At 61.6% G+C, this 9,431-nt stretch carries 3 protein-coding genes; all 3 read right to left on the reverse strand.

Going from position 1 to position 9,431, the window contains the following annotated elements:
- Positions 1 to 22 precede the first annotated feature (22 nt).
- From recD to recC, 3 genes are read right to left on the reverse strand one after another with little or no spacing between them, the layout of a single operon-like run.
- Positions 23 to 2,095, reverse strand: coding sequence for an exodeoxyribonuclease V subunit alpha (recD, locus tag AACY52_RS27215; RefSeq protein ID WP_339456585.1), 2,073 nt, complete (start codon positions 2,093 to 2,095; stop codon positions 23 to 25).
- Positions 2,092 to 5,766, reverse strand: coding sequence for an exodeoxyribonuclease V subunit beta (gene recB / locus AACY52_RS27220; RefSeq protein ID WP_339420509.1), 3,675 nt, complete (start codon positions 5,764 to 5,766; stop codon positions 2,092 to 2,094). Before recB ends, recD begins: the two co-directional genes overlap by 4 nt.
- Positions 5,763 to 9,215 (reverse strand): exodeoxyribonuclease V subunit gamma, encoded by a 3,453-nt coding sequence (gene recC, locus AACY52_RS27225; protein ID WP_339427503.1) that lies wholly within the window; start codon positions 9,213 to 9,215, stop codon positions 5,763 to 5,765. Before recC ends, recB begins: the two co-directional genes overlap by 4 nt.
- Between the last annotated feature and the right edge of the window lie 216 nt (positions 9,216 to 9,431).

Raw genomic sequence — 9,431 nt, forward strand, 5'->3', positions numbered from 1 at the left:
ATAAGAAATATTGCATGACCTGTCAGTCAGCTTTTTCTGATTCGTGCCCCAGTTCAAGCATCAACCCACTCAGGCGCTTGACCTTGCGCCTTACCGCTTCTTCAAACACGCCACCACGCGGTTCGATCAGGCTGAACCAGCGCTTGGCCCGGGTGATGCCGGTGTAGATCAGTTCTTTGGTGAGCACCGGGTTGAGCGCATCCGGCAGGATCAATGCCGTGTGGGTGAACTCAGAGCCCTGGGATTTATGCACGGTCATGGCGTACACGGTTTCCACATCATTCAGACGGCTGGGCAGCACAAAGCGTACGCCGCGCTGACCATCGTTACGTGGGAAGGCCACGCGCAGTACCTGCGGGCCGCCATCGCTTTCGGGCAATTTGAGGGCGATGCCGATGTCGCCGTTCATCAAGCCCAGCCCGTAATCGTTGCGGGTCATGAGCACCGGGCGGCCTTCGTACCATTGCTCGTCACCCTCTACCAGCCGCACCTTGCGCAAGGCTGCGGTGATGCGCAGATTCAGGCCTTCCACACCCCAAGGGCCTTTGCGGACCGCGCAGAGCAGTTGGAAAGCGTCGAAGGCTTGCAGCAGTTGTTGCGCCCAGTGGGTCCAGGCGGGGGCTTCACGTGGGGTGTCGGGAGATGGACGCGCGCTTTGCAGCAGGTTGAGGTAGTAACGGTAACCTTGGGCGCCGTCGCTGCCCTGCCCGTCCAGGACCAGACGCTCGAGGGCGTGGTCGTGCTCGCCCTTCAGGCTGAGGCAGAACAGGTCACTGTGGCTGCGTGCCGTCAGCAGTTTGCGGGCTTCCTCAGCGTTTTGCTGATTGACCCAGCGCGCCAGTTGGCCGATGCCACTGCCTTCGCCAAAACGTCGCGAGTAACGCAGCATCACCACTTGCTGGGCCAGGGGATGGTTGCCGTCGAGGTCTGCCTGCAGGCCACTGGTGCTGAGGTCTTCGCCACTGACGGCTTGCAGCCATTGGTGGGTCTGGGCGTTATAAAAGCCGGCTTCGGCGTCTCGGCACAAATCACCGAGAACAGCGCCCGCTTCCACCGACGCGAGTTGGTCTTTGTCACCGAGCAATACCAGACGCGCATGGGGCGCCAAGGCGTCGAGCAGGTTGGCCATCATTTCCAGGTCGATCATCGAGGCTTCGTCCACCACCAGCACATCCAAGGGCAACGGGTTGCCGATGTGATGACGAAAATGCCGCGTGCCCGGGCGACTGCCGAGCAAGCGGTGAACGGTGGTGACCTGAGTCGGGATTTTTTCCTTCACGTTGTCCGGCACTTTCAGCGACAGCACTTGCTGGCTGATGGACTCGGTGAGGCGTGCAGCGGCCTTGCCGGTGGGCGCAGCCAGGCGAATGCGCAATGGACTGCCAGTTTCCACCGCCGGCGCCTGCAACAGCGCGAGCAGGCGCACCACGGTGGTGGTCTTGCCAGTGCCGGGGCCGCCAGTGACGATACTGAATGCACCGCGAGTGGCCAGGGCGCAGGCAAGTTTCTGCCAGTCGATCACGCCATCGGGCGGGGGTTGGTCGAACAGGTTGTTCAGGCGCTGCGGCAAATCGGCGGCGACACTTTCCTGGCTGGCGAGACGCAGCCGCAAGGCTGTGTCGATGCGTCGCTCGTAGGTCCAGTAGCGGCGCAGGTACAGGCGCTTGCCGGACAGGACCAATGGGCGACGCTGGGCGGCCTCGCTGCCATCAATTGCCAACGCGACCAGATGGCTGGCGGCCAGCGCATGGCACCAATGGGCGCCGTCGAGGCCATCAAGCAATTGCGACGGCAGCAACATGGCACCGGTTTGCTGGTCGCCTTCAGGCGGCAAGGATAGAGCGAAATCCGGCGCCTTGAGGGTTTCGAACAGGTCGAGGCAAACATGACCATGGCCCAATTGATGGCTGGTCAGCGCAGCGGCCAGCAGCACCAGCGGGTCAGCGTCCGGATCAAGTTCGTGCAGGAAGCCGACGAAGGCTTTGTCCAGGGCGCGCAACCAACCGCGATCCACCCAACGCTCCAGCAGTTGCACCAGGTCATTGGCACGGCTGAGAGGCATCAGGTCCTCAAGCGGTAACGGCGACAGGCTCATAGCAGCACTCCTTGTTCCCAGGCGGGCTCAACCTTGGGCGGGATAGGCTTGCCCTGGAACAGCAGGTCCAGGCCTTCGATCAGTTCCCGTGGTGGCCGGGTGAAATACGCGCCCTGGCTAACGGACTGGGTGCCGCGCAGGAACAGGTAAAGCGCACCGCCGACATGGCGGTCGTAGTCGTAGTCCGGCAGGCGCGCCTTGAGTTGGCGGTGCAGGGCCAGCAGGTAAAGTACGTATTGCAGGTCGTACCGATGCTCGAGGATCGACTGTTCCATGGCGTCCTGTGTGTAGGCCGAATCGTCGGGGCCGAGCCAGTTGGATTTGTAGTCGGCCACGTAATAGCGGCCGTCATGTTCGAACGTCAAATCGATAAAGCCCTTGAACATACCGTTGAGCAGCACGGGTTCGGCGGCGACGCGGGAAACGCCGTTGTGGGTGTACTGGCACACCAGTTTGTCGAGGGCGAGTACGTCGACTTTATGGCTGGCGAACCAGAACTCCATTTCGACCTGGTAATGCTGCAGGCTTTTCAGGCTGACATGGTTGTTGTCCACAGGCAGCGCCGCTTGCAGCAAGTGGCCCAGCCAACTGCTGAGGGTGACGATCCAACCTTCCCAGTTGCGGCGATTGCAACGAGCCCCTACTGCTTTTTCGATAGCCTCGGGGGTGACGTTGAAGCCCTCCTCCCCCGCCCACTCCAGCAGACCGTGGAGAAAGGTCCCAGGGTTCGGGCCACGTGGGAACCGGTGAATGTCGCCGCCGGACGCCGCCACCTCGCGGGGTGCGTCCGGGTCGAGGCGTTCGTCATCGAACAGCTTCTGGGCTTGTGCGCTTTCCGGCGCTTCGAGACTGGCGGCACTCATGCTGTCGCCAATGCGCAAGGCGCTGTAGGAGGCGATCCACCAGTTTTCGGCCGCTTTGCGTTTGGGCAGCAAGGGCGCTCTAAGCAGGGCTTCGTTGCGCGGCGGGTGGAAGATGATGTCTTGCGCGTCGGGCACGTGGGCATAGTGGATTGCGGTGCAACCCTCTTGCAGATCCAACAACCAGCGCGCCAGACCCGCGGACTCTCCCAGCGACGCACCCGCGCCAAGCAAATAGCCCAACGCCGACAAGTGCAGCACGGAGCTATTGCTGTTGCCACGCTTGAGGTCGGCGATGCCGAGCCAGCACGCATGCTTGGCGCGGGTCAGGGCGACATAGAACAGGCGCAGGTCTTCGGCCAGACGCTCGTTGTCGGCCTGGGCGATCAACTCAGCGGTCGGACGCAGACTGACCTGCGACTTGCCGTGTTCATCGTGGTAGTGAAGGGGCAAACGGCTGCCATCGACTGGTTTGGCTGAGCAGATGAAAGGCAGGAAGACCAAGTCGTATTCCAGGCCCTTGGACTTGTGGATAGTCACCACCTTGACCAATTGTTCATCACTTTCCAGGCGCAGGATTTGTTCCTCACCCGCCTGGCCCGACAGCGCCAGGTGTTCGGCCAAGTGGCGGATCAGCGCCTGTTCGCCGTCCAGTTCCGATGCGGCCTGTTGCAGCAGTTCGCTGAGATGCAGCAGGTTGGTCAGCACACGTTCGCCGTCACTGCGCGCGATCAGGGTTTGCGGCAGTTTAAAATCGTGGAGCAGGCGACGCAGCATCGGCAGCACACCTTGGGTGCGCCAGATCACGCGATAGCCACGGAACTGCATGACGCGGCTTTCCCATGCGAGTTCGTCCTGGTTCAGGCGCTCCAGTTCCGGCAGTGACAGGTTCAGGGTGACGCAAGCCAGGGCTGCGCGCAGCGGGCGCTCAACATCCGGCTCGGCGCAGGCCTTGAGCCAGGCCAGCAGGTCGTGGGCTTCCTGGGCGGCGAAGACCGAGTCTTTGTCGGACAGGTACACACTGCGCACGCCACGCGCTGCCAGTTCAGACCGCACGGCTTGAGCTTCCTTGCCGTCGCGAACGAGGATGGCGATATCTGACGGAAGCACGCCGTTGAAGCTCGCGTCCGGCTGTAGGAAACCGGCTGTGCCTTGCTGTCCGCCGTTGAGCAATTCAACAATCTGTGTGGCACAGGCGGCAGCCAATTGCTGACGGTAAACCAGGTTGGAAACCGGCTGCTCGGTGGGCAAATGCCAGAGATTCATCGCCGGCAGCGTTTGGCCACTAACCTGCAATCGTTCCTTGCGGCCTTGGGACAGCACCGAGTGGAACGGCACCGGATTCTGGCCATCCGGTTCGCGGAACAGGAACGCGCCACGGCCTTTTTCTGCGCGCTGGAACACGTGGTTCACTGCCTCGACCATCGCATGGCTGGAGCGGAAGTTGGTGCCCAGCGTGTGGTGGCGGCCGGTGGTGGACTGACGAGCGCGCAAGTAAGTGTAAATGTCAGCGCCACGGAAGGCGTAGATCGCTTGCTTGGGGTCGCCGATCAGAAACAGACCACTGTCGAGGTGGTTTTCTTCGATGCGGTAGATGCTGTCGAAGATGCTGTACTGCACCGGGTCGGTGTCCTGGAACTCGTCGATCAGAGCCACCGGGAATTGCTCGCGGATGACACTGGCCAGACGTTCGCCGCCGTCAGCTTTCAGCGCGGCGTTGAGGCGGATGAGCATGTCGTCGAAGCCCATTTCGGCGCGGCGGCGTTTTTCTTCTTCGAAGCGTTTGCCCACCCAGCCGGCGGCGTGTTGCAACACAGCGGCCTCGGGGGTCGGCAACGCATCGAGGGCCGACTTTAGACCGGCCATGGCGTCAATGCCAGGATGCTGGGGCGGCTCGCCCTTCCAGGCTTCGGCCATGCCGTCGGGCGTGAGGCGGGTGAAGCCAGTACCGATATCGAGTTGTTCGAGAGTGTCGTCAGCAGCCCAGGCGCCGATCTTTTCGAACCACGGCTCGAAGTAACGCGCTTGCATCTTGCGGCCGTCGACGGCTTTGGCGGCCACGGCTTGCAGGCAGATGTCGCGTAGCTCGACGGCCCATTGTTGCCAGGGGGCTTTGAGCTGTGTGAGCGCTTCACGGCGCTCTTGCAGGCAGGCGTTGATCAGCTCGGCGGGCTCGCGGACTTCATCGGTGGGCCGTTCGCTGCCGAACAACGCGCGGACTCGCGGCATCAATGCGGCGGGACCGCCCCAGTTGTTGCGTACCCAGTTGAGCGCGTCGTCGTGCATCGGGTAGCAAAACAACCGCCAGTAGTCGCGCAGCACCTCACCGAGCAGGTCGCTGTGGTCGGTTTCCAGGGTCTGGGTGAACAGGCTACCGCTGTCGAAGGCGTGTTCGCGCAGCATGCGCTGGCACCAACTGTGGATCGTCGAGACGGCGGCTTCGTCCATCCATTGCGCGGCGATGTCCAGGCGGTTGGCACAGGCGGGCCACTGTTCGGGTGGATACTCGTCGCGCAGATCAGCGATCAGGGCGTCAGGCTGTTCAATTTCTTCGCGGAAGAACCGCGCGGCCTCGGCAAGACGAATGCGGATGCGTTCGCGCAGCTCTTTGGTGGCGGCGTCAGTGAATGTCACTACCAGGATTTGCGGCGGCAACAGCTCGCGACCAAAGCCGGACGCTTCGCCACCGTGGCCGAGGACAAGGCGCAGGTAGAGGGCAGAGATAGTGAACGTCTTGCCGGTACCGGCGCTGGCTTCAATCAGCTGGCTGCCCTTGAGCGGGAAGGCAAGGGCTAAAGGTTTGCTGGTCATGCGCCGGCCTCCTCACCTGTGAGTGATCGCCATGGGGCGTTGATCAGCGGGCGATAGAGGGTTTCGCACCAACCTTCGAATTCTTCGCTGGCGATGAGCGCGGCGTAGTCGGGGAATTGCCGAGTGAGCGCTGGGGTTTCGCGACGCTCGCCGTCGGAGGTCAGGCCGTCGCCTTCGTAGGCTTTACTGGCGGCCGCCTGGGCCTTGGCAGGATCGGTTTGACCGAGCCAGGCGAAGGCGGTTTTGACAGCTACGGGTAACGGTTTACTCATGCCTGCGTGCCAGGCGAGCAGCAAGTTGCCGAGGATTTCCTGTGCGATGGATTTATCCAGAGGCGGCAGGAGCAACGTGTCGTCGCTAGCCACCAAGCCGGTGCTTAACGGCAGGCCGCAAGCGCAGGCAACCACGTGATTGACCCAAGGGCGGATAAGGCGATGCCACTTGCGGGTCTTGATCGAACCAATGCTGTTGGGAATGGTGGTGACGCTTAGCAACCCGCCATCACTGCGTCGATGCAGACCGCTGATCCAGCCTTCCAACTGAACACCCTCATGTTCAAAACTGACAGGTTCGGCGCCAGTATGTTGGGTGGGCCAGAGAGCCAACAATTGTCGATAGCGTTGCAGAAGGTCGGGTAAAGGCTCCATCAGTTCGTTGCGGAGGCATTCGCCGAAACCGACCATGGGCAACAGGCCACTGCCTTGCAGTCGCAAGGCCTGGGCGTTCAGGGCCTGGTCGAGATGATCGGGGTTAGTGAGTGCAGCGTTCAGCAAGCTGTCACTCAGGCTATAGCGTTGCAGTGCGTCGAGGACAAAGGGCTCTTCGTCGGCCAACGGCACTTCGGCGGCTTCGAAGAATACTTTCAGACGTTGGCTAAAGAAGTGTTTGGCCGGGTTGCGCAGGAAGTCTTGTAACTGGCCGAGGCTCAAAGGCTCTTCCTGTTCGTGCGGTGGCAGGTCGTGTTCTGTTGAGGGCGCGTCGCAGGCTACGTGAAGCAATTGCCATTCGCGGGCGAAGCTGAACAGCGCGTCGCCCTCATGGAAGTAGCGGGCGCTGAACGGTTGCAGCGGATGCTCTTGGGTCATGGCTTCGATAAGCGCTTCATCGCTGTTTGCGTGATGCCAGCCGCTGGCGAGATGGTCGCGCAGTTGGCCGATCAATACCGAGGCAGGACGATCGCTATTGTCGCGGATGCTGCGACCCACCCAACTGATGTAGAGCTGGTCACGCGCTGAAAGCAGGGCTTCGAGCAGCAGGTACCGATCGTCTTCACGGCGTGAACGGTCGCCGGGGCGGTAATCACTGCCCATCAGGTCGAAGTCCAGCGGTGGTTGGGCGCGGGGGTAATCGCCGTCGTTCATGCCGAGCAGGCAAACGAGCTTGAACGGGATCGCGCGCATGGGCATCAGGGTGCAGAAATTAACAGCCCCGGCGAGAAAGCGCTGGGACAGGCGCCCTTGGTCCAGGCCAGCCAGCCAGGCTTCACGGACTACGGTGAGCGGTAACTCGTCTTGTAGGCCCACGGACTCGCAGGTTTCCAGCCAGGCCTCTCGGAGTTGTTCAAGTTGGCCCAACAGGTAGTCGTCGTGTTCGCTGCTCGGCAGAAAGAACAGTTGCATCAGGCGTTGCAGGCGTTCGCCCCACGTCTGCGGAGGCGCGGGGTGCGACAGCGCTTGATGGGCGTCACTGAGTGCGTCGAGTAAGGCGACCAGCGGGCCGATCAGGGCGGCGTCGAGACCACCGATTTCGTCGTAGGGCTCGATGCCGTCGCACGCGGCGCCGGTGCCTACGGCGTAACCGAGCAACATGCGGCGTAGGCCGAAACGCCAACTGTTTTGTTCCAGATCCGTGGGCAGGCCCAGGCCTGCGCGCTGTTCGGCGTTGAGGCCCCAGCGGATGCCGGCGCCTTCAATCCAGCGGTGCAGTGTGGGCAGGTCGCGTTCCTTGATGGCGAAGCGTTCGCGCAGGGCAGGAACGTCAAGCAGATCGAGGATTTCGCTGACAGGGAAGCGGCTGTCGGGGAGTTTCAGCAGATGTTCGACGGCGATCAGCAGAGGGTCGCGGCCGCGCTGGCCTTGGTCAGTCAGGGTGAATGGGATGAAGCGCGGGTCGTTGCGCTCAAGCTGGCCGAACACGGCGCGGATATGCGGCGCGTAACTGTCGACGTAGGGGACCATGACGATGATGTCCCTGGGACGCAGCGTGGGGTCGGCGCTAAACCGTTGGAGCAGTTGGTCGTGGAGGATTTCTACTTCGCGTTGAGCGCTGTGAGCGATGTGGAAGCGGATTGAGGTATCTCGCTCCAGATCGACGGCAGGCCATAGTTCGCGGGTTTCATTGAGTGGGCGCAGTTCGAGGATATCGTCCTGGAGCTGATTGAGCAGCGTGGTGGGATCGCTGTCACTGAACAGGTCGATACGACCATCGCGGAACGCTGCACGGTAGCTGTTGGGGTCATCGTAGCTGTCTAGCAAGCTGATGTAGTCACGGCCTTGTTTGCCCCAGGCAGCCAGTAGCGGGTGGGCGTGCTGGTGCAGCGTTTGTGGATCGATACTGACCGGCATGCCGGATTTACGCGCTTGGCGTTTGTATTCGTTACGCAGCAGGTCTTTGTCGGCGACGATGTCGGACCAATGATGGCGACACGGGTTGTGTACGCAAAGCAGGACTTGGCTGAATCGTGCGAGCCCGGCAAGGGCTTCCAGCGCCTGTGCTGGCAACGAGGAGATTCCGAAAACAATGACTCGGGATGGCAGCCCTGATGGGGCGCTTTCGAGCGTATTGATGCGTTCGATGAAGCGTTGGTGGACGCCTGCGCGGCTTTCGGCCATGCCTTCTTCACCGACATCCAACAGCAGTGCGCGCCACAGTTCGGCTTGCCAGCAGTTAGCAGGATTGAGCGGTTTGGCGTCGCCTCGGCCGTTACGCAGTTGGTGGCGGCCGGCAGCCCAGTCTTCCAGCCAGTCGGCGCGGTAGACCTGGTATTGGTCGAACAAGTCAGCCAGGCGCTCGGCGAGTTGGTAGCGTTTACGCAAGTCGGTGTCGTGGGTGAGGAAGCGCTGCAACGGTTCGAAGTGTGGCTGATCGATAAGCTCTGGGAGCAGGCGCATCAGGCGCCACGTCAGGGGGGCCTTATCGAGCAGGGACTGGGGTGGGATTTCGTCACGGCCAAGGACCATGCGGTAGAGCTGCCACATGAAGCTACCGGGCAGTTGCACGTCAATTGCTGCAGCGATACCGCAGCCGCCCATGTCGTCCTCTTCCGGATCTTCAGCCAGGGCCAACTTGAGCCATTGAGCGATGCCGTTGCTTTGCACCAGGGCGATTTCGTTTTCCAGGGGCGCCAGGGGGTAGCGGCGCATCCAGCTGACCACCAGGCTGCGCAGTTCATCCAGGCGATTGCCGTGAACCACCATGAATCCAGCGCTGAGGGACGTCGCATCCGGCATAACGGCTTCCTTGGGAAAAGCAAAATCGAGGGTGCGACTTTAGCACTGTGGACAGTTATTGGCGGAATTGGGATGTAGATGTCTTTTCGACCGCCCAAAACAAAACCCCTGTTTGCGTTAGCAAACAGGGGTTTCGGAATTTAATCTTGACGATGACCTACTCTCACATGGGGAAACCCCACACTACCATCGGCGATGCATCGTTTCACTACTGAG

It is taken from the genome of Pseudomonas sp. EA_65y_Pfl1_P113, assembly GCF_963970525.1.
In the GTDB taxonomy this organism is placed as follows: domain Bacteria; phylum Pseudomonadota; class Gammaproteobacteria; order Pseudomonadales; family Pseudomonadaceae; genus Aquipseudomonas; species Aquipseudomonas tritici.